Source organism: Acinetobacter sp. ANC 5378 (assembly GCF_013004315.1).
In the GTDB taxonomy this organism is placed as follows: Bacteria; Pseudomonadota; Gammaproteobacteria; order Pseudomonadales; family Moraxellaceae; genus Acinetobacter.
Window position 1 is genome coordinate 102,746 of record NZ_JABERK010000023.1, and the last position, 23,299, is coordinate 126,044.

22 protein-coding genes are annotated in these 23,299 nt (G+C 43.5%); 12 read left to right on the forward strand and 10 right to left on the reverse strand.

The features are described 5' to 3' along the window. The first annotated feature begins 26 nt into the window (after positions 1-26). The 6 genes from HLH16_RS06775 to ahr all read left to right on the forward strand — a co-directional run bounded on the left by HLH16_RS06775 (position 27) and on the right by ahr (position 4,059). On the forward strand, positions 27-389 hold the full coding sequence (locus HLH16_RS06775) for an HIT family protein (RefSeq protein WP_171528764.1): 363 nt from the start codon (positions 27-29) through the stop codon (positions 387-389). A gap of 118 nt (positions 390-507) precedes the next feature. Further along, positions 508-1,542 (forward strand): A/G-specific adenine glycosylase, encoded by a 1,035-nt coding sequence (gene mutY / locus HLH16_RS06780; protein WP_171528765.1) that lies wholly within the window; start codon positions 508-510, stop codon positions 1,540-1,542. Between the two features lie 101 nt (positions 1,543-1,643). Then, positions 1,644-2,147 (forward strand): M23 family metallopeptidase, encoded by a 504-nt coding sequence (locus tag HLH16_RS06785; RefSeq protein ID WP_171528796.1) that lies wholly within the window; start codon positions 1,644-1,646, stop codon positions 2,145-2,147. A 17-nt stretch (positions 2,148-2,164) separates the two neighbouring features. After that, entirely contained in the window at positions 2,165-2,410 is a 246-nt protein-coding gene (locus HLH16_RS06790) for a hypothetical protein (protein WP_171528766.1), read from the forward strand. 22 nt (positions 2,411-2,432) lie between these two features. Continuing rightward, a complete protein-coding gene (locus HLH16_RS06795; RefSeq protein WP_171528767.1) occupies positions 2,433-3,005 on the forward strand; it encodes a DNA-3-methyladenine glycosylase I in 573 nt (190 codons plus the stop codon). Between the two features lie 31 nt (positions 3,006-3,036). Beyond that, complete coding sequence (gene ahr, locus HLH16_RS06800) at positions 3,037-4,059, forward strand: NADPH-dependent aldehyde reductase Ahr (protein WP_171528768.1); 1,023 nt, start codon at positions 3,037-3,039, stop codon at positions 4,057-4,059. An 83-nt stretch (positions 4,060-4,142) separates the two neighbouring features. Here ahr and HLH16_RS06805 read toward each other — a convergent pair whose 3' ends face one another. The 3 genes from HLH16_RS06805 to dapB all read right to left on the reverse strand — a co-directional run bounded on the left by HLH16_RS06805 (position 4,143) and on the right by dapB (position 6,900). After that, positions 4,143-5,033: a LysR family transcriptional regulator gene (locus tag HLH16_RS06805; protein ID WP_171528769.1), complete on the reverse strand. Its 891-nt coding sequence runs from the start codon at positions 5,031-5,033 to the stop codon at positions 4,143-4,145. Between the two features lie 342 nt (positions 5,034-5,375). Beyond that, the gene (locus tag HLH16_RS06810; protein WP_171528770.1) at positions 5,376-6,020 is read right to left on the reverse strand and encodes an START domain-containing protein; all 645 of its coding nucleotides are present in this window, start codon (positions 6,018-6,020) and stop codon (positions 5,376-5,378) included. Between the two features lie 58 nt (positions 6,021-6,078). Continuing rightward, positions 6,079-6,900 (reverse strand): 4-hydroxy-tetrahydrodipicolinate reductase, encoded by an 822-nt coding sequence (dapB, locus tag HLH16_RS06815; RefSeq protein ID WP_171528771.1) that lies wholly within the window; start codon positions 6,898-6,900, stop codon positions 6,079-6,081. 118 nt (positions 6,901-7,018) lie between these two features. Between dapB and HLH16_RS15845 the strand changes: the two genes are divergently transcribed. Together HLH16_RS15845 and HLH16_RS06820 are read left to right on the forward strand one after the other, a co-directional pair. Next, positions 7,019-7,153, forward strand: a complete 135-nt coding sequence (locus HLH16_RS15845; protein WP_284729910.1) for a hypothetical protein — start codon at positions 7,019-7,021, stop codon at positions 7,151-7,153. Positions 7,154-7,181: 28 nt separating this feature from the next. Then, complete coding sequence (locus tag HLH16_RS06820) at positions 7,182-7,430, forward strand: hypothetical protein (RefSeq protein ID WP_171528772.1); 249 nt, start codon at positions 7,182-7,184, stop codon at positions 7,428-7,430. A gap of 70 nt (positions 7,431-7,500) precedes the next feature. On the opposite strand, the gene dnaJ is transcribed toward HLH16_RS06820, so the two are convergent. The 4 genes from dnaJ to HLH16_RS06840 all read right to left on the reverse strand — a co-directional run bounded on the left by dnaJ (position 7,501) and on the right by HLH16_RS06840 (position 13,493). Further along, positions 7,501-8,613 carry a molecular chaperone DnaJ gene (dnaJ, locus tag HLH16_RS06825; protein WP_067725695.1) on the reverse strand — a complete coding sequence of 371 codons (1,113 nt, stop codon included), beginning with the start codon at positions 8,611-8,613 and terminating at the stop codon, positions 7,501-7,503. Between the two features lie 107 nt (positions 8,614-8,720). Then, a complete protein-coding gene (locus HLH16_RS06830; protein WP_171528773.1) occupies positions 8,721-9,098 on the reverse strand; it encodes a hypothetical protein in 378 nt (125 codons plus the stop codon). A gap of 133 nt (positions 9,099-9,231) precedes the next feature. Further along, a complete protein-coding gene (locus HLH16_RS06835; protein ID WP_171528774.1) occupies positions 9,232-12,390 on the reverse strand; it encodes an efflux RND transporter permease subunit in 3,159 nt (1,052 codons plus the stop codon). After that, positions 12,387-13,493, reverse strand: coding sequence for an efflux RND transporter periplasmic adaptor subunit (locus HLH16_RS06840; protein ID WP_171528775.1), 1,107 nt, complete (start codon positions 13,491-13,493; stop codon positions 12,387-12,389). The genes HLH16_RS06835 and HLH16_RS06840 overlap by 4 nt, the downstream gene beginning before the upstream one ends. A 145-nt stretch (positions 13,494-13,638) precedes the next feature. Between HLH16_RS06840 and HLH16_RS06845 the strand changes: the two genes are divergently transcribed. The 4 genes from HLH16_RS06845 (at position 13,639) to HLH16_RS06860 (ending at position 19,724) form a co-directional block, all read left to right on the forward strand. After that, entirely contained in the window at positions 13,639-14,262 is a 624-nt protein-coding gene (locus tag HLH16_RS06845; RefSeq protein WP_171528776.1) for a TetR/AcrR family transcriptional regulator, read from the forward strand. A 161-nt stretch (positions 14,263-14,423) separates the two neighbouring features. After that, a complete protein-coding gene (ppc, locus tag HLH16_RS06850) occupies positions 14,424-17,108 on the forward strand; it encodes a phosphoenolpyruvate carboxylase (protein WP_171528777.1) in 2,685 nt (894 codons plus the stop codon). Positions 17,109-17,409: 301 nt separating this feature from the next. Continuing rightward, positions 17,410-18,711 (forward strand): solute carrier family 23 protein, encoded by a 1,302-nt coding sequence (locus HLH16_RS06855; protein WP_171528778.1) that lies wholly within the window; start codon positions 17,410-17,412, stop codon positions 18,709-18,711. 521 nt (positions 18,712-19,232) lie between these two features. Next, positions 19,233-19,724, forward strand: coding sequence for a peptidoglycan amidohydrolase family protein (locus HLH16_RS06860; protein WP_171528779.1), 492 nt, complete (start codon positions 19,233-19,235; stop codon positions 19,722-19,724). A gap of 78 nt (positions 19,725-19,802) precedes the next feature. Here the strand turns inward: HLH16_RS06860 and HLH16_RS06865 are convergent, their stop codons facing one another. The 3 genes from HLH16_RS06865 to ilvD all read right to left on the reverse strand — a co-directional run bounded on the left by HLH16_RS06865 (position 19,803) and on the right by ilvD (position 23,137). Further along, complete coding sequence (locus HLH16_RS06865; protein ID WP_171528780.1) at positions 19,803-20,090, reverse strand: chorismate mutase; 288 nt, start codon at positions 20,088-20,090, stop codon at positions 19,803-19,805. Next, positions 20,071-21,381 carry a hypothetical protein gene (locus HLH16_RS06870; protein ID WP_171528781.1) on the reverse strand — a complete coding sequence of 437 codons (1,311 nt, stop codon included), beginning with the start codon at positions 21,379-21,381 and terminating at the stop codon, positions 20,071-20,073. The genes HLH16_RS06865 and HLH16_RS06870 overlap by 20 nt, the downstream gene beginning before the upstream one ends. Positions 21,382-21,451: 70 nt before the next feature. Beyond that, positions 21,452-23,137, reverse strand: coding sequence for a dihydroxy-acid dehydratase (gene ilvD, locus HLH16_RS06875; RefSeq protein WP_171528782.1), 1,686 nt, complete (start codon positions 23,135-23,137; stop codon positions 21,452-21,454). Positions 23,138-23,299: the final 162 nt, after the last annotated feature.

Sequence of the window (23,299 nt, forward strand, 5' to 3'; positions counted from 1 at the left end):
CGGATATTTTTAAAGAGGATATAACAATGACTGAAAAAAACTGCCCATATTGCAACTTTGATGAATATGACATCATTGATAAAAATGACTTTGGGGTGATTTTGCCTGAGCCGAATGCATTATCTAAAGGTCACTCTGTCATTGTTCCTCTACGCCATGTCAGCTCTTTTTTCGAGGTCACCGACAAAGAGCGTAAAAGCTTAATGTCTTTACTTGAGCTTGCACGTAATGAGCTTCAGTTACGTCACCATCCTTCTGGCTTTCATATTGGTTTCAATGATGGCAGTGTATTTGGTGAAGCATCAGAGCACTTACACATTCACATTATTCCACGTTATGAAGGTCAGACCTTAAAACTGGATGAGCGTTGGGGCATGACCAGCGAGTAAATAATAGATTCGAATAATTTAAAAATGATGCTGCGGCATCATTTTTTATGTCTTGTTGCAACCGCAATGCTGCAGAGTTTTCGCTATACTATTCATCTATTCCAAATACGCGGTTCGCATGTCACAGTTTTCTTTTTCCGATGCTCTTCTTTCCTGGTTCGATGTCCATGGTCGTCATGATCTGCCGTGGCAAGTGGTTGATGATCCATATAAGGTTTGGGTATCTGAAATTATGTTACAGCAAACCCAAGTCAAAACCGTGCTGCAATATTTTGATCGTTTTATAGAACGCTTTCCAACAGTTAACGATTTAGGCTTAGCCAGTTGGGATGATGTTGCGCCATATTGGGCAGGGCTCGGTTACTATGCCCGCGCACGAAATTTACATAAAGCTGCGGGAATTGTGGCACGTCAGGGCTATTTTCCAACGAACTTAGAAGAATGGATCGAGCTTCCCGGGATTGGTCCTTCGACCGCTGGTGCACTCATGTCACTTGGTTTACGTCAATACGGCGTAATTATGGATGGCAATGTAAAGCGGGTATTGGCACGTTTCTTTGCCATTGAAGATGATCTGACTAAACCTGTACATGAACGTGCGATGTGGCAACTGGCAGAACAACTTTGTCCTGTTGAGCGCAATCACGACTATACTCAGGCGATTATGGACTTGGGTGCAACCGTATGTACCCCAAAAAAACCACTGTGTTTATATTGCCCGATGCAGCCGCACTGCAAAGCGCATCAGCAGGGTTTAGAAACTGAACTGCCCTTTAAAAAACCGAAAAAAGCCGTGCCGGTCAAATCAGCACAGGTCTTGGTGATTCAGTCGAATGATCAATGGTTATGGCAGCAGCGTCCCAATAGCGGACTATGGGGTGGATTATGGTGCTTGCCGATTATTGAAAATCCGGTTGAGTTTGAAAGCCTGTGCCAGACATTGGGACTTAAAAAAGTGATTCAACGCGCTGAAATCACGCATAGCTTTACCCATTTTACCTGGCAACTTGAAGCGGTGTGTTTTGAGGTTGATGCGGATCAACAAGAGCATCTTTCCATTGAACTGAATGGCACTTGGTTAGCTACACAAAATGCAACCGAAATGGGCATTCCCACGGCGATGAAAAAATTGATCTCTGCCATAAATTTATGACATAGTCAGGCACTGTTATTCAAATAATTTTCACACAGATTAGAATGAAAAAAGGATGAACAGTGCTTCGTTTTATTTATGCATTATTACTTGGTTTTAGCATGCTATGGATTGCCGCATGTACCTCAAGTCCTAAAAAGTCCTCAACGACACCCCTTTCGCCTGCTCAAGTACAAAAGCTGAAAAGTATGCAGCTGAAATCATCATTGCCTATTCCAGTGCAAAATATAAAAGCCAAACAGTTACGCGATACTTGGGGAGCTTCCCGCAGTAGTGGACGCACCCATGAAGGCATTGACATCATGGCTCCACGTGGAACAAAAGTGCTGAGTGCCACAGAAGGTTTAATTGCTGACTTACGCAATAACAATTTGGGTGGTAAAGTGGTTTGGATTATGGGGCCTGGCGGAACCTGGCATTATTATGCCCATCTGGATGAGCATAAACGCGGCTTAAATGTCGGGGATTATGTCAAAAAAGGTGATCTGATTGGTTATGTCGGTAACACCGGTAATGCGCGGCATACAGCACCGCATTTGCACTATGGGATTTACCTGGATGGTAAAGGTCGTGGTGTGGTCAACCCCTATCCTTATTTACGTTAATTTTTTAGGAACTATTCATGTCAGAAGCGCTGATCAATCGTTTGGTCGAATTTGCTGAATCAGGCAATCAACAAAAAATTGTTTTGGCTGGAAAAAGCCATCAAGGCTGGGTGATGGAAATCACTGAAGAAGCGCTTTTGATTAGTACCGGTTTTGCCGAAAAAACCGGCACAGATATGTGGATTCAATTCACCGATTTACCACAAGCAGAGCTGTATTATTGGGATAATCAACACGATCAATGGGCTGAATTTAAGCTTTAAGCCGCTTCAGGAGCATCAAAAATTGTCGATTCAACGCTGTGGTTGGTGCTCGAATGATCCTCTTTATATCGCTTATCATGATCATGAGTGGGGCAAAGCCAGTCATGATGAAGCCCATTTATTTGAAATGCTGTGTCTGGAAGGCCAACAAGCGGGGTTGTCCTGGATTACGGTGCTGAAAAAACGGGACAACTATCGTCAGCATTTTTTTCAATACCCTATTGCCGAAATCGCACAATTCAGTGATCTTAAATTAGAAGAGATGCTACAAGATGCTGGCTTGATTCGGCATATCGGTAAACTCAAAGCCATTCGTAACAATGCCATTGCCTGGCAACATTTAACCCAAGAATTACAACAACAGCAGATCAATGTCAGCGACTGGTTATGGCGTTTTGTTGCAGATCAAACTAAACATAATGATGTACCAGATTATCGTCAGGCACCTGCCCAAACAGAAATCAGTGTGACACTTTCCAAAGCTTTAAAAAAGAAAGGTTTTAAATTTGTCGGACCGACCACCTGTTATGCATTTATGCAGGCTGTCGGTATGGTCGATGATCATGAAAATCACTGCTCTTTTAAATCATTTTAAAGCACAAACAAGATAATAAAAGGATTCACTTATGAATGACAACATCATCCATGCCTATGCAGCCATGCAGGCTGGCGCAGAACTTGAAGCCTATCAATTTGATGCTGGAGAATTACAAGCGCATCAAGTTGAAGTCAAAGTTGAATATTGCGGTTTATGCCATTCTGATATTTCAGTGATTAATAATGACTGGAAATCTTCGGTTTATCCTGTAGTCGCAGGGCATGAAATTATTGGCATCATTACCCAGTTGGGTGCAGAAGCCAAAGGCTTGAAAGTGGGTCAACGCGTTGGCATCGGCTGGACTGCCGAAAGCTGCCAGTATTGCGATCCTTGTGTATCAGGTCAGCAAGTCATGTGTAGCGGTGAGAAAAAAGCGACGATTGTTGATCATGCCGGTGGATTTTCCGACAAAGTTCGCGCTGGCTGGCAATGGGTAATTCCACTCCCTGAAGATTTAGATCCAGAAAGTGCCGGTCCACTGCTGTGCGGTGGGATTACGGTATTTGATCCTATGCTTAAACATCAAATTCAAGCGATTCACCATGTGGGGGTGATTGGGATTGGCGGTTTGGGGCATATGGCAATTAAACTGCTAAAAGCTTGGGGCTGTGAAATTACTGCATTCACATCAAATTTAGACAAGACCGAAGAACTGAAAGCCATGGGTGCAGACCATGTGGTAAATAGTCGCGATTCGGCTGCGCTAAAAGCCCAGCGCGGCAAATTCGATTTGCTACTCTGCACCGTCAATGTGACTTTAGACTGGCCTGCTTACTTAAGTAGTCTGGCACCCCATGGCACAATTCATATGTTGGGTCTGGTTTTGGAGCCGATGCAAATTCCAGCGGGCATGCTGATTGGTGGTGCAAAATCGGTCACAGGTTCGCCTACCGGCTCGCCTGCTGCACTGCGTCAAATGCTCAAGTTTGCAGCGCGTAAAAATATTGCGCCGCAAATTGAAGTCTTTCCAATGTCACAGCTCAATGAAGCAATTGAACACTTACACTCAGGCAAAGCACGTTACCGGATTGTCTTAAAAGCGGATTTCTAATTTTTCTTTGATCTTGTTGAATTCAAATCTGCCCAACCGCAATGGCTGGGCAGATTTTCTTTGAAAATTCACAATTAAATTACTTATAAATACACGGCAAGCTTTTGCGCCAGGAATTCAATAAATAACCGCACCCGTTTCGGCAGGTGTTCTTGTCGATAATAAACTGCATGGATTTTTTGATAATGCAGACTGATTTGATCTTCAAATAAGGCTTTCAGACGACCGGCCTGTAAATCCTCTTCCACTAGAAACTGTGACAAGCAGGTAATCCCGACGCCTTGTAAAGCTAATTGCCGAACCGTTTCACCATTAGAGGCTTTTATTTTGGGATGAGCAATAAAATCTTCACCATTGAATTGAATTGGCCAAGTGTTTAAATGGGTCGGCTGACTAAAGCCCAGTAAAGCATGTTGCGATAGATCTGCTGGAGATTGCGGTATCCCATGTTGTTCTAAATACGCAGGACTGGCCACAATATATAAGCGACTGCGACACAATAATTTGGCATGTAAACTTGAATCATACAGTTCTCCAAAACGAATCGCGACATCAGTTTTATGTTCCAGTAAATCAATCACCTGATCATGATTAGTCAGTTCAATTTCGATATTGGGATATTGCTGCATAAATTCATGAATTAGCGGCACAATCACATGCAAGATAAAAGGCGTTGCAGAATCGATCCGAATCAGTCCAGAAGTATCAGTATCTGACTTGAGTAAAGCATCTTCGGCTTCGGCGAGGTCATTTAAAATTTTGCGGGATCTTTCAAGAAACAGTTGCCCTTCCTGGGTCAGTTTCAGCTTACGTGTAGTCCGTTCCAACAACGTTACATTCAGCTTATTCTCCAGGCGTTGTAAGGCTCGACTGACTCCTGATGTGGTTTGTCCTAAACGCTCTGCTGCCATCACAATCGAGCCACTATCCACGATAGTCACAAAAGCGTGAAGTTCTTCGATGGTCGATTTCATCTTCCACTCATTTATTGATTTTCAGTCAACAATATTTTGCAAATTACTGCGTTTTTTAGCAACAATAAAACTTTCAAAATTACGCTTATCTTGAAAACTTAAAGATTGAATTACCCCAGCAATGCATTAACAGCATTGGAATTCATCATCATTTAATATACCGCCACTTTTTCCATGATTTCTCCACTACAAAATACAGAAGGCTTCATGTCTGGTTTCTTCAGTAAATATGGGTGCTTATTCAAATGAAACTTGCATCTAACAAAGCACTAAATTATCAATCCCTGTTCATAAAACACTGTGAAAAAAGTCCGCATCATGCGGACTTTTTAATGGTTTTAATTAACGCAAAGCTTCGGGTAAAGTGGGAATACTGGATGGCTTGCCGAGTTCCATCTTCATTTTTTGCAGCATCTGATAGGGTTGCTGCTGTACAAACATATTCACAAAGGTTAAAGGAATAGAACCTTCAGGATTGGCATAACCATAAGTTGAAACTTTGATTTTATTATTGGTGAGTCTCTGAAAAGTCCAATCACCCTCATAATGAGTGAGACGTACATAATCTGGATTTTTGGCATAGCCTTTATCGACTGCTTTATTTTTAATCGTGATAATACCTTGAGCATCTTTGATCATTTTACCTTGCACCACCAAATCACGATCTTTCAGCGGAAAAGGAAAATCCAGCACCATATACAATAAAAATTCACCTTTTTTGTCATCCCGTGAAAGGACCTTGATACTGCCCATATACGGCACCCATTTCACCGCATGGTCGACATCCAAAATCAGACTGACCGCTTTTTCTAGCGCAGTATCGTAGGTCGTTTCAGCTTTGTATAAAAACACAGGGTTTTGACTGTTTTGAAAGGTCCAAACTTTAATATTGTTTTTATTAATGCTGAGCTTGGCATTATCAACAGGTTTAGCCTGCACTGTAGCCAACATTGCTACAGCACAAGCCATCAATATCACTTTTTTCATTCCATTGAACATCTTATTTTAATTTTGTTGTATTGTTATAAATGATTTTGATGCATTTTTATACTTGAATATCGTTAAATCCAAGTACATCTTTCATGTCATATTTACGCGCTTCACGGCCTACCACCCAAGCTGCAGCACGTACTGCACCTGAAGCAAAGTTCATGCGATTGGTGGCTTTATGGGTGATTTCAACACGTTCGCCATCGGCAATAAACATTGCAGTATGTTCACCTACGATATCGCCACCACGGATGGTTTGGAAACCGATACTTTTGCGCTCACGCGGACCGGTATGCCCTTCACGGCAATACACAGCGTCTTCTTTTAAGTTACGACCCAAAGCACCGGCAATCGCTTCACCCATCATCAGTGCGGTACCCGATGGCGCATCCACTTTATGACGGTGATGTGCTTCGATCACTTCAATATCAACTGTGTCACCAAATACTTTGGACGCAAGTTCTAACAGTTTGATCGAGACGTTTACCCCAACAGAATAATTCGCTGCATAGACCACAGGGGTTTGAGTTGCACTGTCATCTAAAAATGCTTTTTGTTCGTCATTCATGCCTGTAGTGCCAATCACAATGGCAACCCCTGCTTCACGGCACAATTTTAAATGCTGTTCAGTCGCAACAGGCGCTGTGAAATCAATGACCACGTCACAGTCTTTTAATACGTCTTGCAGATTGCCCACAACCTTAACACCCACAGCACCAATACCGGCAAGCTCGCCTGCATCTGCACCAATCAAGCTGCTTTCAGGGCGTTCAACTGCCGCTGCAAGCTGGTAACCTGCTTCTTTTACTGCTTGAATGAGGATGCGTCCCATACGACCGCCTGCACCCAATACACCAATGCGTGGAGCTGCTGACATAACATATTCCTAATGTTGCTTCTAAATTGTTCTTACTATAGCAAAACTCTGTACCGAGACTAAGTTTCAGCCTGAAATTTTTTATTGAAAAAAGAGAAACCGGTCATGATGAATGCTTATGCCAAAGCACGATGCAAATGGCTTAGCCATGACCAGTTCCCGTATTGAACGTTCAGCGTTAAAAATAAATGATTTTGCTGCTGATTTTCATCTCCCTGTAAACATCACTGCGCAGACTACGCGACACGAATGATCAAAAGATGAATTATAAGGAGATCAGCATGCATTCGAAAAAAATCGCGTTAACCGTTTTTATGGCAACCATCGTCAGCACAGCGTGGGCAGAACCTGCAATCCAAGCGGGAGATACTTTAGAAAGCTTATCGCAAGTCAAAATAAATATTCGTACCCATAGCGCTACACCGGTTCAAGCTGAAAATAATCAGGCAGCGACCAAGCAAGAACCGGCTGGCGAAGCAGCAACGCAATTGGTAGATGTGGAAGCTATTGACCAACCAATCATCGAATAAGCGCTTAAATGGCTATAAAAAAAGGGGGGAATATTGAATATTCCCCCCTTTTTTCAAACTGTGTCTGAAATTAATCAAACAGACCGAAGAACGATTTTTTCTTTGGAGATGATTTGCTGTCCTCACCATCCATCGTTTCTTGCAATTCTTTTAACAACTCACGTTGACGAGCAGTCAAATTCACCGGTGTTTCTATCACGACGCGGCAGAGTAAATCGCCTTGCATACTGGTACGTACCGGTTTAACCCCTTTACCACGTAAGCGGAACATTTTACCGGTTTGAGTTCCCTCAGGAATTTTCAAACTTACACGGCCATCGAGGGTTGGAATTTGAATTTCTTTACCCAACGCGGCATCAGCAATGCTGACAGGCACATCCATATACAGATCTGCACCATCACGTTGGAAGATTTCGTGTTCACGAACCACAACTTCAACGTATAAATCGCCTGACTGACCATCACGAATCGCTTCACCCTTGCCGGTTAAACGTACGCGGTCGCCATTGTCCACGCCTGCAGGAATGGTAACTTCCAGCGTCTGTTGACGATCTGATACACCAGAACCATGACATTTATTACATGGATTCTTAATGATGGTACCTTGACCACGACAGGTGCTACAGGTTTGTTGAACAGAGAAGAATCCCTGTTGCATACGTACTTGACCAGCACCATGACAGGTTTTACAGGTTTCAACATCTTTCGGATTTTTTGAACCTTTGCCATCACACGCATCACAAGGTGCAGGTGCGGTAAAAGTAATGGTTTTTTTCACGCCCTTGACCGCTTCTTCAAGAGTCAATTCCATCACGTAGCGAAGGTCAGATCCACGACGTGCGCGTTGTTGTTGACGACCACCGCCACCAAAAGCGCCACCAAAGATATCGCCAAACTGGCTAAAGATATCTTCTGCATTGAAACCACCACCAAAGCCGCCACCGCCGCCCATACCACCTTCAAAGGCATTGTGCCCCATACGGTCATACATGCTGCGTTTTTCACCATCGGATAAAATTTCATAAGCTTCAGCAGCTTCTTTAAATTTATCTTCAGCTTCAGGGTTGTCTGGATTGCGGTCCGGATGATATTTCATCGCCAACTTACGGTAGGCTTTTTTAATTTCATCATCACTAGCGGTTTTAGCGACGCCCAAAACCTCATAATAATCACGTTTAGCCATGTCTGGCGATGCTCCTCACGGAATTTGATTTAATGCTTAACTGTGGACTGAAATTGGGGGTCAATCCAAATTTTACAAGGGGAATGATGGAAAAAAATTTAGCCAGCTTAGAAAACGGCTTTATTTTTTAAAAATCGAGAGATGCCTTTAAGCCAAGCATTAAGCAGAAACAAAAAGGCAATAATCGTAAATACTACACCAGCAACCGTACAACCGGTTACCCAAAGTGCGCTATCCCAATAAAAGAAAATCAGCGGAATAAACCAAAGTGCAGCAAATAACACCAAAATAGAATAGATCACAATATTTCGCATCACCCAAAGCGCTTGAGCTTCAAGCCATACTTCAACCTCATCCACTTGTGTGACTTTGCGCGCATACCAGTAAGCAAATATGCCACTAATCACAGTAAATAAAGCAAAAAACATGAAGACATAAGAAGTCGCAATGGAACGGCGAAGTCGGCTTAAGTTATCTTGCTTCATGTGCTTTTTAACCCCATTTACTACACGTTTAGTTTTTTAATATGCAGTAAATTGCTTTATAGAAATATATACAAATATTAGGTGCTACTATATTGAAATTTTCAATATTTCGCACCTGATTCTTGTCAAATAATTATGTACTTTGCTTATTTTTTTTCACTTTAAAGCATTGTGCATACAATGCAGGCAAGAAGAACAAGGTTAACAGGGTTGCAACGATCAATCCGCCCATAATGGCAACCGCCATCGGACCAAAGAAAATACTGCGAGATAGAGGAATCATTGCCAGTACCGCAGCCAATGCCGTCAACACAATCGGACGACAACGGCGCGTGGTTGCATCAACAATCGCCGACCATGGATCATGTCCTTCCTGAATATCCTGTTCAATCTGATCAATCAAAATTAAAGAATTTCGCATGATCATGCCCGAAAGTGCAATCGTGCCTAACATCGCCACAAAACCAAAAGGTTTATTGAACAATAACAGGAATAACACCACTCCGATCAAACCCAAAGGTGCGGTTAACAAGACAATGAATGCACGTGACATGCTCTTGAGCTGAATCATCAATAACGTCATCACCACCGCCAAGAAAAATGGCATACCGGCATTTACCGAGTTTTGTCCGCGTGCCGACTCTTCCACGGTTCCACCCACTTCAACCAAGTAACCACTTGGCAGTTCTGCACGCAGTTGATCCATTTTTTCAGCCAGTTCACCGACCACGGTTGCCGGCTGTAATTTGCTGCGAATATCGGCACGTACGGTAATGGTCGGCAAACGGTTACGATGCCAGATCAGACCATCTTCAAAGTTATATTCAATTTTTGCAATTTGCGCCAGCGGCACAGAAACACCATTTGCAGTGGGTACCGCCAGACTGGACAATGCCTCAACATTAATCCGTTCAGCCTGATCACCACGCAGACGAATTTCAATCAACTCACGTTTTTCACGATATTGATTAATGGTAGCACCACTCACTGAACTGTTTAAGAAATTGGTTAAATCCAAGCTCGATACCCCCATTTGACGGGCACGATCCTGGTCAATATTCAGATGAATAACCTTACTTGGCTCACCCCAGTCCAGATGGACATTGGTGCTATTCGGATTCTCTGCAATGACGGCCGAAACTTTATGTGCCCACTGACGGACCAGATTCAGGTCTTCGCCAGAAACACGGTACTGTAATGGATAACCCACTGGCGGACCATTTTCCAGCAAAGATACCCGGGTACGCACATCCGGCAACAATTTACGAATTTCCTGATCTAAAGATTTGCGAATTTCATTGCGATCATCCAGAGAGGAAGCCAAGACCACAAACTGAGCAAAACTGGCTTGTGGCAATTGCTGATCCAGCGGCAAGTAGAAGCGGGTTGAACCCGTGCCGACATAAGCCACATAATTGTCGATACCTTGTTTGGTCGACAAGAATTTCTCGACTTTCTTCACCGCATTTTCTGTGGCTGTGAGCGATGCCCCTTCTTCCAGTTTTAAATCCACCAAAATTTCGGCACGATTTGAGGGTGGAAAGAACTGTTGCGGCACCAGTTTAAACATCAGAACCGACAATATGAAAATACCCACCGTCGCTGCAATCACCGTTTTACGATAGGTCAGGCACCTATTCACCCAAGTTCTAAACTTTTGATAAAACTTGGTTTGATATGGATCATGATGTTCACCGGCATGATGCTGTAGCGGTTGCGGTTCAGGTTGCTTGCGTAGACGCGCCCAAAGACGCTGATACCACGGCGCTTTTTGTGGCAAGTTTGCAAAATCGGGGAGAAGTTTATCACCCAAATACGGTACAAAAAGCACCGCGGCAAACCATGACACAATCAGGGCAATGGTCACCACCTGGAAAATGGAACGGGTGTATTCACCGGTACTGGATGCTGCTGTGGCAATCGGCAAGAAACCTGCTGCGGTAATTAAGGTTCCGGTCAGCATGGGGAAAGCGGTGGTCTTCCAGGTAAAGCCTGCGGCCTCAAGCCGGCTATAGCCCTGCTCCATTTTAATTGCCATCATCTCGACCGCGATAATGGCATCATCAACCAATAAACCGAGGGCTAAAATCAAGGCACCCAATGAAATTTTATGCAGTCCGACATCGAATAAATTCATCCCGGCAAAGGTCATCGCCAGTACCAAGGGAATGGAAAATGCCACCACCAGTCCGGTACGGAAGCCGAGTGAGAAGAAGCTGACCAGTAAAACGATAATCACCGCCTCAGCCAACACCTTCATGAACTCATTGACACTGTGTTTCACTGCCACCGGTTGATCGGAAACCTTTTGCAGCTGCATGCCTAAAGGCAAAGACTTTTGTAAACGGGAAAATTCGGTTTCGAGGTTTTCACCCAAAGCCAGAATATCTCCACCCTTACGCATTGAGACCGCAATGCCAATCCCGTTTTCACCCATAAAACGCATACGCGGTTGAGCCGGCTCACTAAAGCCACGATAGACTTCTGCGACATCACCCAATTGAATGGTTTTGCCTGCCACCAGAAGTGGCATCTGTTTTAATTCTTCAACACTTTGTAGCTGACCACTGACCCGCATCTGAATACGGTCGGTTCCCGTTTCAAAGAACCCGGCACTGGCCACGGTATTTTGTTGTTGCAGGGCTTGTTGAATAGCCGTGACCGGAATACCGAGTTGAGTTGCTTTGGTATTGGAGAGTTCAATCCAGATTTTCTGGTCTTGCAAGCCGACCAAATTGACCTTGCCGACATCTTTGACGCGTTGCAATTGTAGTTGCAAGCGGTCGGCATATTCTTTCAATACACCATAGTCAAAATCTTTGCCGGTGAGGACATAAATATTGCCGAAGGTATCGCCAAATTCATCGTTAAAAAATGGACCTTGTACGCCACTGGGTAATTGCTGTTTGATATCCCCGACTTTTTTACGGACCTGATACCACACATCTGGAATCTGATTGGAGCGCAACGAGTCTTTGGCAACAAAAGTCACCATCGATTCGCCCGGACGTGAAAAGGCCATGATGCGCTCATACTTGCCCGTGCTCATCAGTTCTTTTTCAATACGGTCGGTGACCTGTAAGGAAACCTCTTCAGCGGTTGCACCCGGCCAATAGGTTTGAATCACCATCACTTTAAAGGTAAAAGGGGGATCTTCACTTTGCGCCAGTTTGGAATAGGAAACGATACCGACTATACCCAACAGCAGCATAAAATAAAGGATCAAGCCTTTATTTTTCAGTGCCCATTCAGACAGGTTATAACGCGATCCAGAATTCAGGTCTTGCTTCATGATGCGGTCCCTGCCTGAATTTTCACGGCACGGTTTTCACGGTCAATCGGCTGGATTTTTTGTTTTTCACGCAATAAATGTACCCCGCCAATCACCACATAATCTTGCGGATTCAAGCCGGACAATACCGGTACGCTGTCACGACCATAAGCACCTAAAGTCACAAAGACTTTCTGAATGGTCTGGTCAGGTTTCACCACCCAAACATAGGCATGCTGATCATTGGCAGAAACACTGGATAAAGGCACGCTTAATACATTGTTTTGGGTGTTGTTAAAAAATACCCGAGCACTTTGCCCCAGTTGAATTGCAGCATTGCCTTCACGTAATGCAACTTTGACGCTAAAGGTACGGGACTGATCGGCTGCGGGTGAAATTTCACGAACATAGGCTGCAAATTTATCTTCTGGTTTAGACCACAAGATCACCCATGCAGTTTGACCCACTTTAATCTCGGAAATGGCCTGTTCAGGAACCCCAATCACTACTTCACGATCACCGGCAATCGCCATTTGATAGGCTGCTTGTCCTGCAGCGACCACCTGTCCCACTTCAATATTACGTGCAGTAATCACGCCATTTTTATTCGCCACCAACTGGTTATAACCGGTTTGGTTACGGCTGACGTCATAATTGGATTGTGCCTGTTTTAAGCCTGACATCGCCGCTTTATATTGGTTTTCCACCGCATCATATTGTGAACGGCTGACCGCATTCATTGGAAGTAACTGCTTAAAGCGTTTCAGTTCATCTTCGGCATTTTTTGCTGCAGATTGTGCACTTTCCAGTTGAGCATTAGCCGCATTCAGTTGTAGCTGCGCATCTTTCACATCCAGTTTGGCCAGTACCTGACCCACTTTGACCTGATCACCGACATCGACATAACGTTCAATGATTTGCCCCCCAACCCGGAATGCCAAAGCCGTTTGTTGGCGTGCCTGTACATCACCAGCATAACTTTTTTGCTCGTTATGCGTGCTATTCGGTTGAGTCACCATCACAAAGGGGACGTGTTCTGTTTCGGTTGCATCCGTGCTGCATCCCCATAAGGTCACACTGCAAACGATGATCATGCTAGCAACTGCGGTCTTAATTATGCTCATGAAATTCGCTCTTATTTAAAAATGTTTTTTAGGGCAAAATAACGAGTATCTTAAATTGTCTATTTTTTAATTAATATACTTACTGGTACATTAATTAAAACTCATCGGTCAAAGCAATGACCTTTTTGATTTTTTTGGAAAAATTGTGCAAATAAATGTGGGTCGCCCGAAGGACTTGGAAAAACGTCAGCAAATTTTAAATGCGGCAAAAAATCTATTTTTAAAATGTGGATATCATGGTTCCAGTATGAATCAGATTGCGCAAGAAGCAGGTGTGACCAAACTGACGGTCTATAATCACTTTCAAGATAAAGCCAATTTATTTGTCTGCGCGATTGCAGTGACCTGCGAAGAACTGATCAGCGCACGTCCACTGAATTTGCAGGCAGACAGTGATTTTCATCATGCATTCGTGCATGCCTGCGAGCTGGCGCTCAATATCACCAACTTGCCTGAAGCCATTAAACTGGAACGGTTATTGGTGGAACTGGCGGCTGCACAAAATCCATTGGCACAAAAGTTTTATGAGGCTTCGCACCTGCGCATGAATGCAGTGTGGGAAAACTTCTTTCAACAAGCAATTGATCTGGGTTTTATTCAAGCTGAAGAATTAAAAACGCTGACCATGCTGATCGTGTCTTTGTTGTTTGGCATGCGCCATCATGAAGTCCTGCTCGGTGTTCGGGATGTTCCGACTGCTGAAGAAAAGCAGCAGATTATTCTGAACAGTATTGAATTATTTATGCTGAAATATCAAAAACACATTTAAAACGATTATTTAAAAAATCAGCTTTCATTTTCCTAAAAGCTTAACTGACAGATTAATTGCGAGTTTTAGCAGCAACAGATTACATACTTTTGTCTGCCCCCTACTTGGAATGTCATCGAATCGGGGTATATTCAGAACAGAAGCCTAGGAGAATGAAAAAAATGATTCAACAAATTGATGCTCCACTGCGTGAGGACGTACGCTTACTTGGGAACTTACTGGGAGAGACCCTCAAGGAACATGCAGGTCAAGATTTGTTTAATCAGGTTGAGCAAATTCGTGCGCTATCTAAAGGTGCACGTGATGGTCAGGTTGAAGCAGAAAAACAACTCGAACAACTTTTTTTAAGTCTGGAAGATGAGGAAATTCTTCCTCTGACGCGTGCATTTACCCACTTTCTGAACTTTGCCAATATCGCCGAACAGTACAATGTAGTGCGTAATCGTCGTAAGAGTGAGTTTGATGAACATGCACCTTCACCGAATCCACTGGATCATCTGTTCCAAAAATTTAAAGACCATGAAATTTCATCAGACACCTTATTCAAGCAAATCTGTGAACTAAAAATTGAATTGGTGCTCACGGCACATCCGACTGAAGTCAGCCGTCGTACCCTGATTCAAAAATATGACGATATTAATGATTGCCTATTCAAGGCAGATCAACAAAAACTCACGCCGCGTGAACGCAAAGCAGTCCTCGAAGAACTCAAACAACTGATTTGTTCAGCCTGGCAAACCGATGAAATCCGTCAGCATCGCCCCACTCCGATTGATGAAGCGAAATGGGGCTTTACCACCATTGAACAGACGCTGTGGAATGCAATTCCCAAGTTCATTCGCGAACTGGATGAAATGGTTGAAGACCACTGCGGTCAGCGTTTACCTTTAAATGTTGCACCGGTTCGTTTTGCTTCGTGGATGGGCGGTGACCGCGATGGCAACCCGAATGTCACGCATAACATTACCCAAGAAGTGCTGTGGTTATCGCGCTGGAAAGCGGCGGATTTATACTTGCGTGATATTGAAGACCTGCGCTGGGAACTGTCGATTCAAAATGCAAGCGATGAACTGATGCAGGCACTCGGACATCCACATCCCGAACCGTACCGTGAATATTTGCGAGATACTCGTGAACGTTTAAAAGCGACCCGTCACTGGCTGGCACAAAAGCTGCAAGGACAAGAGGCCGATGACAGTTTGGTGATTAAAAGCAAAGATGAATTATTACAGCCATTGCTACTTTGCTACCGCTCACTGATTACCTGCAACTTGCCTGAAATTGCCAATGGCAAACTGCTCGATTTTATCCATCGCGTGAACTGCTTTGGCATTGAACTGCTCAAACTGGATATTCGTCAGGAATCTGGGCGTCATCGCCAAGCCATTTCCGCGATTACCGAATATTTAGGCTTGGGCAATTTTGAAACCTGGACCGAACAGGCACGTCAAAACTTTTTGTTGCAGGAATTACAAAGCAAACGTCCATTGCTGCCAAAACATCTGAATGAACCTGAACAAAGCCTGATTGAACATCCGGATGTGCAAGAAGTGTTTGCCACCATGCGCACCTTGGCAGAACAGCCTGCAGAAAGTTTAGGCGCTTATATTATCTCGATGGCTGAATATCCGAGTGATGTACTCGCGGTGTTACTGCTACAGAAAGAAGCCGGTATTAAACAGCCCTTACGTGTAGTTCCATTATTTGAAACGCTCAAAGACTTGGACGGCGCAGCCGACACCATGAACACCCTGTTCAATATGCATTGGTACAAACAGCATATTCAGGGCAAACATGAGGTGATGATTGGCTATTCGGATTCCGCTAAAGATGCCGGATTTATGTCGGCCAACTGGGCGCAATACCGTGCGCAGGAAGAACTAACTGCAGTTGCACAAAAGCATGCGGTGCAACTCACACTCTTTCATGGTCGCGGTGGTTCAATCAGCCGTGGTGGTGCACCGACCCAGCAAGCGCTATTTTCACAACCACCGGGTTCTATTTCGGGTGCGATTCGGGTTACCGAACAAGGTGAGATGATCCGGTTTAAATTTGGTCTGGAAGGCATTGCGCTACAAAATTTGGAGATTTATACCGCAGCTACTTTAGAAGCCACCTTGTTGCCACCGCCAGTGCCGAAAGATGAATGGCGTCAGTTAATGCACAGCATGACCGATTTATCAGTACAGGTCTATCGTGAAACGGTGCGTGAAAATCCACATTTTGTGAAATATCTGCGTACCGTTACCCCAGAACTTGAATTACAAATGTTACCTTTGGGGTCACGCCCTGCGAAACGCAAAGTTAGCGGTGGCATAGAATCCTTACGTGCCATTCCGTGGGTGTTTGCATGGACCCAAATTCGCTTGATGCTGCCTGCATGGTTAGGTACAGGCGCCGCGATTAATCAGGTGATTGATCAAGGGCAAAAAGACCTGCTGGATGAGATGTTGCAGCAATGGCCTTATTTCCAGACCCTGATTGATATGCTGGAAATGGTGCTCTCTAAAGCAGACAGTCATGTGGCCTTATATTACGAATCGCATTTAACCGATGATGAAGATTTAAAAATATTGGGCGAACAGCTGCGTCAACGTTTAAAAGATGCGGTACAAACTTTGTTGGCTTTAAAAGGTGAATCGCAACTGCTCAGCAGTAACGAGGTACTGGATCAATCCATGAAAGTGCGTAAACCGTATTTACTACCGCTGCATTTATTACAGGCCGAACTGATGAAACGCCGTCGTCGCTATTTAGCGGAATGTCAGGCCGAACATACCCCGGTCGATCATGCTTTGATGGTCAGTATTGCCGGAATTGCCGCAGGTTTACGTAATACCGGTTAAGTATTTTATCTGCACAGCAAAGCACATCTTCAGGATGTGCTTTTTTATTGCTCAGCAATTAGCAGGAAATATCATATTGTTTATAAGTAAAATAAGTATTAGTTATGAATAATGGACTGGCTCTATTACTCTATTAATGCGCTGATTTAGCATTAATTTTCCAATAACAAAACTTTTACCATACGGTAAAAAAACAAGAAAAGTCAGTACATTAATTTGAACAAAAATATTGTTAAAGAGATTAAATCTTCTAAAAAACAAGAGTATGATGTGCACAATTTATCTTTTGAGTGCTCATTTTATGTCCAGCTGGTTTCCCAAATGGCGTCCTTATTCAGGTCAAATCGATGCACGTCCAGTCGGTACCAATGAGTATCTCCCTCCTGCTCAAAGTGTAGTCTTAGGTGTGCAACATGCTTTTGCCATGTTTGGTGCAACGGTTCTTGCCCCTTTTTTGATGGGTTTTGATCCGAATCTGGCAATTTTAATGTCGGGTATTTGTACCATTCTGTTTTTCCTGATTACAGGTGGTCGTGTACCGAGTTATTTAGGTTCAAGTTTTGCCTTTATTGGAGTGGTGATTGCCGCAACAGGTTATGCCGCTTCAGGTACAGGTGCACCCAATGCCAATCTCGCTTTAGCCGCAGGCGGTATTATGGCCTGTGGTGTGCTGTATGCCATTTTTGGTTTTATTGTCATGGCAACCGGCACCAACTGGATTGAAAAACTGATGCCTCCAGTGGTCACCGGTGCTGTAGTCATGATCATTGGTTTAAACCTTGCTCCGGTTACGGTAAAAGGCGTGGCGGGCAATAACTTTAACATGTGGATGTCGCTGGTAACCGTAATGTGTATGGGTTCAATTGCGGTATTCACCAAAGGGTTGTTGCAACGTCTGTTGTTACTGATCGGTTTGTTGCTGGCTTACCTGACTTATTATATTGTTTCCAATGTGATGGGCTACGGTACAGCGATTAACTTCGCTCCGATTCAACAGGCAGCCTGGTTTGGTGTACCAACCTTCCACTCTCCGGTCTTTGACTTCAATGCCATGCTGATCATTGCTCCAATTGCCTTGATTTTAGTGGCTGAAAACCTAGGTCATATTAAAGCAGTCGGTGCCATGACCGGTGAAAACCTGGATCCGCATATTGGTAAAGCCTTTGTGGCAGATGGCATTGCGACGACGCTATCGGGTGGTGTCGGCGCTCCGGGCATGACCACTTATGGTGAAAACATTGGTGTAATGGCGGTGACGCGTGTCTATTCAACCATCATCTTTGTGTTTGCCGGTGTATTTGCAGTGTTCTTAGGTTTATCTCCTAAGTTTGGTGCCATTATTCACACTATTCCGACTGCAATTTTAACCGGTGCATCAATTGTGGTATTCGGTTTAATCACCATTGCCGGTGCGAAAATCTGGATTGAAAACAAAGTCGATTTCTCTAAAAACAAAAACCTGATGGTAGCTGCGGTGACCATTATTTTAGGGACAGGTGACTTTGCGCTGCAATTCGGTAGCTTTAACCTGGGTGGTATTGGTACCGCTACATTTGCGGCATTAATCCTCAACTGGTTCTTTAGCTTGGGCGATAAATCATAAATATAAATACACATTTTTAGGCAGCCGCAAGGCTGCTTTTTTTATGTCGGCTACTCAGAAAATTTTAGTATGATGAACTGAATTCCACTTAGATGACACTGCACATGCATCTGGACTTTTTTGATACTGGAATGTTAAAAATATGGACTATAAATATGACAAAATGTTAAGAATTGATTAATAATCGATCAGTTAATTACATAATTACATAAAAATTCATCTAACAAATAATATATTTGTAAGTTGTCCTTAAATATCTGATTTATAAATTATCCCTTCTCCTCTTTTGGTTTTTATATCTTCAACTTTAGGTACTACACCATCACATCTGCTTTGTTGAGTAACAAATCGGGTGGATTTTTGATCATAAACTGGTTAAAGTACGCACTTCCGATGAGAAGACGCTATGTAATAACATATCGTTTAAATAACTTTAAGGAAAAAAATATTGGTATTTCAGTTCTGAAAAATGCTGTCTATTTTTTTCTAAAAGCAATTGAAGATAAGGTAGAGATTTAAGAATGATTTATGATGCACATCATAGCAATATGATTAATGCTGCAAGCCAGAACACTGCAGTGATCTCCCAGAAATATCAAGATAATCAAGCAGGTTTAAGAGCCAAAAATCCACAGAAGAATACAGGCATCCCCTATCTTGATGTGCGTAAATTCACGCAAAAATTACATAGTATGTCGTCAGCCACCAGTACTAAAAAATGTGCACGAAGCATTCGTATTGCACTACAGTCAGCCGGTGCCAGAATTGTGAACCATCCGGTGGCAGCTGCAGATTGGGGAAATACTCTCCAGACAATTGGCTATAAAAAAATCAATCCCTCTTTTAATAATCCTAAAGAAGGCGATATTTATATTATTCATAGAACCCAAAAGCATGTTTATGGTCATATTGCTGCCTATACAGGCCGCCAATGGGTTTCTGATTTCCGCCAAAACAGTCATGCAGTTTATAAAAATGATCAAGTGAACTATACCTATTACCGACTTGTGTAATAGATAGACAGCACAGTTCGAATAGACACCTTTTAAGGTGTCTTTTTTATAGCATGTTGGACATTAGACTCAATCAAATTAGGGTCTAATTTCTTTCAACTCGCGTTGAATAAAACGCTGAATCATTTCTCTATATAAGTGTTCAACCAAATCCGGATCGGTTCCCAATTCAACCGCTTGTGCACGCACTTTGTTAATCACCTGCTCAACCCGTTCCGGTGACTGCACATCCTGCACAGTACGTTTAAAGCGTACCGATTGGTCAACATAAAATTGACGTGTTGCAATCATTTCAATCAGTGCAGTATCAATGGCATCAATCTTTTCACGGACTTGTTCTAAAGACTCACATTTTTCTTTCTTCATCTTTTCTATCATCATTTTCACTTTTATATTGGTCTTCTAAAACATTACTAAAAATACTTTCAATCATCCAGACCCGATACAAGCTATTAAACACATAACTTTGACCATCAATGTGAAGTTCAAGTACTGGAAAATCAGGCTGTGATTTCATTTCACAGAGTATGTCATTTTCTTTCAGTTTGGCAGTGATATCTTCACTAGTTAATTCATCGATCTCTAAATCACGCTGCATCTGATCGAAATGTGATTTAAATGACATGTCCTTGCCTTGGGTCCATACCGCCTGCAAAATGCGATACATCGCTTCAACACGCTGCTCTTCAGGCACACTATAAAACAGTTTCGCCATCTCAAAAGTGGCTTGCTGTGTGGGACGGCAAAACGGGGTAAATGTCACTTCTGTGCGTTTTGAAAGACGCGTCGCCAGCCCCCAGTCAAATAGATCGCGTCCATGATAAGAAAGCGGATAGACATTCAGGTGAATATTATAAAAGTTGGCCAGTTCTTCTTTAATATAGGCCAACAACAACCAAGAGATCGGATCTTCCAGCGCAATATACAAATCCAGTTCAGGGTCTAGCGCCTGAATTTCATTCAGTTCTTCCGCATCACTAATTAAATGTTCACACCAATCAATATGATTAATCAGAAAGATGGGATTTCCGGTCAGCAATTTTTGTTGTTTTAAACGGCGCATCAGGCGAAGCAAATCATCGACTGCATGGTATTTACGCTCACCAAACTCAAAATAGCTGGCAAGAACTTCGTCATCGTTAAAAATACGTTCTGGAAACTCTTGAGCGCTATGATGGCGGCTGGCCATGGCATGCAATGTACGTAATTTTCCATACTGTTTTTGCCACAGCATGTGGAATACATCTTCGAGTAAATAGAGAAAATCTTGACCGCGTAATGGGGTATTGCGAAGGATGGTTTCTGCTTGTTTTATGGCATCAAGGGGTGGTTGTTCGGGGGTTTCATGGAAACTAAAGCGATGCTGTTTAGATAGGATTTTGGCATCGTTTAAGCAGTAATTTTGCCACTCAATTGCAGACATATTATTGGGGGGTTCTGCCGTTCGGCTGGAAATAATGACTTTTAAAGGTTTGAGTTGATCACTCAAAATTTCTTCAAGCTCAGGTAACTGCTGTACAGCCAAATAACTGTACACATCATCCAGACGTAAATGGATACTTAAACCCTGTTCCGTAGATAACACCACTTTACGAGTCGGCTTTTGGTAAAACCAACGCGATCGAAGTGGATCAAACCAACGGCGCAACAGTGACATGAGATAAGCCTCGAAAAAAAACCCTTGTAGTGCTACAAGGGTTTATAACAATTTGTTAGGGAATGATCAATTATACATCTAAATTTAAATCGGTAACTGCCCCTTTTTCAGCCCCGGTGGTCAATTTAGCAAACTTCGCCAAAGCACCGTAGGTGTAATTGGGTTTTGGCTTCACCCAAGCCGCTTGACGTGCTGCCATTTCTTCATCGGAAATATGCAAGGTCATTTCTCGGGTTTCAGCATTAATGGAAATTTTGTCGCCATTTTTGACCAAACCAATCGGACCGCCTTCATAGGCTTCAGGGGTTACATGACCAATCACAAAACCATGGCTACCACCAGAGAAACGACCATCTGTGAGTAGTGCGACTGATTTTCCTAACCCTTTACCAATAATGGCTGAGGTGGGTTTGAGCATTTCTGGCATCCCCGGACCACCTTTCGGCCCTTCACCACGAATCACCACCACTTCGCCTTCTTGAACTTCACCATCCAAGATCCCGCGCATGGCACCGATTTCACCTTCAAATACCCGTGCCGGACCTTCGAAATACAGACCTTCCTTACCGGTGATTTTTGCCACTGCACCGGTTGGTGACAAGTTGCCTTTTAAGACTACTAAGTGAGAGTCTTTTTTGATCGGCGCATCAAATGGCAAGATGATTTGCTGACCTTCAGGATAATCTTCAACATCCGCCAGGTTTTCAGCCAAGGTTTTACCAGTCACGGTCAAGCAGGAACCATCGAGCATACCGGCATTGAGCATACGTTTCATTAAAGGCTGAATACCGCCAATCGCAATCAGTTCAGACATTAAATATTTTCCAGAAGGACGCACATCTGCCACCACTGGAATATCCTTCCCGATACGCACGAAATCATCCAGTGACAGTTCCACCCCTGCGGTATGGGCCATGGCCAATAAATGCAGCACTCCATTGGTTGACCCCCCGAGGGCAATCAGCACTTTAATGGAGTTTTCAAATGCCGCTTTGGTCATGATGTCACGTGGCTTGATGTCCAGACGCAGCAAGTTCAGCACCGCTTCACCGGCACGCAGACAGTCAATTTTTTTCTCTTCTGAAACAGCTTCCTGTGCAGATGAACCGGGTAAGCTCATGCCAAGTGCTTCAATCGCAGATGCCATCGAGTTTGCAGTGTACATCCCCCCACAAGAGCCCGGCCCAGGCAGTGCTACTTCTTCAATCTGTTTAACTTGAATTTCGTTGATCTCGCCTTTGGCATGCTGACCCACGGCTTCAAATACCGAAATCATGTCGGTATGACCTGCGCCCGGTTTAATCGTTCCACCGTAAATGAACAAACCCGGACGGTTTAAACGTGCAAGTCCCATGATGCAACCCGGCATGTTTTTGTCGCAGCCACCAATCGCAATTACACCATCATATGCCTGACAGCCGACAACCGCTTCAATCGAATCGGCAATAATTTCACGCGAAACCAGTGAGTATTTCATGCCTTCGGTACCATTGGAGATCCCGTCAGAAATGGTAATGGTATTGAAGATAATGCCTTTACCATTTGCAGCATTGACCCCTTTTTCCACTTCACGTGCCAGCCCATCAATATGCATATTACATGGCGTGACATTGGCCCAAGTCGAAGCAATACCAATAAATGGACGGCTAAAGTCTGCATCTTTAAAACCTGTAGCACGCATCATGGAACGTGCAGGTGCATTTTCAATCCCTTCATAAACTGGTGCCGAATGTTCTCGGATATTTTCTTTACTCATTATTGTGTTCCTTGGCGATGACCGATTTTAAGCTTCAGTCTGTAGCAATTTATTTTAAGGTCATTGTATAGAATTAAAACTGTGCAATACAGCTTTCAGCTGTTTCTCTAACATTTGGATACATGCCAAAGTCATCTGCAACTGTCCGAGGCAGGACTACAA

What these genes read in the sequence shown, in the direction of transcription:
- HLH16_RS06775 (WP_171528764.1), top strand. Translation starts at nt 27, where the DNA reads ATGACTGAAAAAAACTGCCCATATTGCAACTTTGATGAATATGACATC.
- mutY (WP_171528765.1), top strand. Translation starts at nt 508, where the DNA reads ATGTCACAGTTTTCTTTTTCCGATGCTCTTCTTTCCTGGTTCGATGTC.
- HLH16_RS06785 (WP_171528796.1), top strand. Translation starts at nt 1,644, where the DNA reads ATGCTATGGATTGCCGCATGTACCTCAAGTCCTAAAAAGTCCTCAACG.
- HLH16_RS06790 (WP_171528766.1), top strand. Translation starts at nt 2,165, where the DNA reads ATGTCAGAAGCGCTGATCAATCGTTTGGTCGAATTTGCTGAATCAGGC.
- ahr (WP_171528768.1), top strand. Translation starts at nt 3,037, where the DNA reads ATGAATGACAACATCATCCATGCCTATGCAGCCATGCAGGCTGGCGCA.
- HLH16_RS06805 (WP_171528769.1), bottom strand. Translation starts at nt 5,033, where the DNA reads ATGAAATCGACCATCGAAGAACTTCACGCTTTTGTGACTATCGTGGAT.
- HLH16_RS06810 (WP_171528770.1), bottom strand. Translation starts at nt 6,020, where the DNA reads ATGAAAAAAGTGATATTGATGGCTTGTGCTGTAGCAATGTTGGCTACA.
- dapB (WP_171528771.1), bottom strand. Translation starts at nt 6,900, where the DNA reads ATGTCAGCAGCTCCACGCATTGGTGTATTGGGTGCAGGCGGTCGTATG.
- HLH16_RS15845 (WP_284729910.1), top strand. Translation starts at nt 7,019, where the DNA reads ATGCCAAAGCACGATGCAAATGGCTTAGCCATGACCAGTTCCCGTATT.
- HLH16_RS06820 (WP_171528772.1), top strand. Translation starts at nt 7,182, where the DNA reads ATGCATTCGAAAAAAATCGCGTTAACCGTTTTTATGGCAACCATCGTC.
- dnaJ (WP_067725695.1), bottom strand. Translation starts at nt 8,613, where the DNA reads ATGGCTAAACGTGATTATTATGAGGTTTTGGGCGTCGCTAAAACCGCT.
- HLH16_RS06830 (WP_171528773.1), bottom strand. Translation starts at nt 9,098, where the DNA reads ATGAAGCAAGATAACTTAAGCCGACTTCGCCGTTCCATTGCGACTTCT.
- HLH16_RS06835 (WP_171528774.1), bottom strand. Translation starts at nt 12,390, where the DNA reads ATGAAGCAAGACCTGAATTCTGGATCGCGTTATAACCTGTCTGAATGG.
- HLH16_RS06840 (WP_171528775.1), bottom strand. Translation starts at nt 13,493, where the DNA reads ATGAGCATAATTAAGACCGCAGTTGCTAGCATGATCATCGTTTGCAGT.
- ppc (WP_171528777.1), top strand. Translation starts at nt 14,424, where the DNA reads ATGATTCAACAAATTGATGCTCCACTGCGTGAGGACGTACGCTTACTT.
- HLH16_RS06855 (WP_171528778.1), top strand. Translation starts at nt 17,410, where the DNA reads ATGTCCAGCTGGTTTCCCAAATGGCGTCCTTATTCAGGTCAAATCGAT.
- HLH16_RS06860 (WP_171528779.1), top strand. Translation starts at nt 19,233, where the DNA reads ATGATTTATGATGCACATCATAGCAATATGATTAATGCTGCAAGCCAG.
- HLH16_RS06865 (WP_171528780.1), bottom strand. Translation starts at nt 20,090, where the DNA reads ATGAAGAAAGAAAAATGTGAGTCTTTAGAACAAGTCCGTGAAAAGATT.
- HLH16_RS06870 (WP_171528781.1), bottom strand. Translation starts at nt 21,381, where the DNA reads ATGTCACTGTTGCGCCGTTGGTTTGATCCACTTCGATCGCGTTGGTTT.
- ilvD (WP_171528782.1), bottom strand. Translation starts at nt 23,137, where the DNA reads ATGAGTAAAGAAAATATCCGAGAACATTCGGCACCAGTTTATGAAGGG.